Genomic DNA, 420 nt, shown 5'->3' on the forward strand with positions numbered 1-420 from the left:
TGGCAATGGCCAGCGCAATGGCAGTGACAGTGACACGTCATGTTCTCGCGGCAAGAGTGATCAGTGTCGCAGCCATCGTCGTCCTCGTCATAGCCATCGTCCCAGGTTTGCTGGGGATTTTCGTTGTTCTCGGTGGAGAAATGGCCGTCCTCCCAGGTCTGACTGGCTTCGTCGGAGTCGGCATCGTTGGGGAAATGGCGGGAAGCTGGGCGGGCGGCAGGGGAAGCTGAAGCGGCGGGGCGGGAAGTGGCAGCGGGGGAGCGGCGGGGTGTGCCTTCGGCGAGGAGGTCGGGGGCGGTGAGGAGGTCGGGTGAAGCGGTGGGGGCGGTTTCGGCGGCGACGGTTTCGAGGAGTCGGCGGAAGGGGAGCCAATCGCGGATGACCGCGTCGGGCGGGAGGTTCGGGGGTGGTTGATGGCGA

Annotated in this window: 1 pseudogene; it reads right to left on the reverse strand. The window is 66.2% G+C overall.

Annotation, left to right across the window (positions count from 1 at the left end):
- Nucleotides 1-420: pseudogene (locus tag H0921_RS17630) on the reverse strand (hypothetical protein); the annotation flags it as partial.

Origin of the sequence: Thermogemmata fonticola, from assembly GCF_013694095.1 — a bacterium.
Taxonomy (GTDB): domain Bacteria; phylum Planctomycetota; class Planctomycetia; order Gemmatales; family Gemmataceae; genus Thermogemmata; species Thermogemmata fonticola.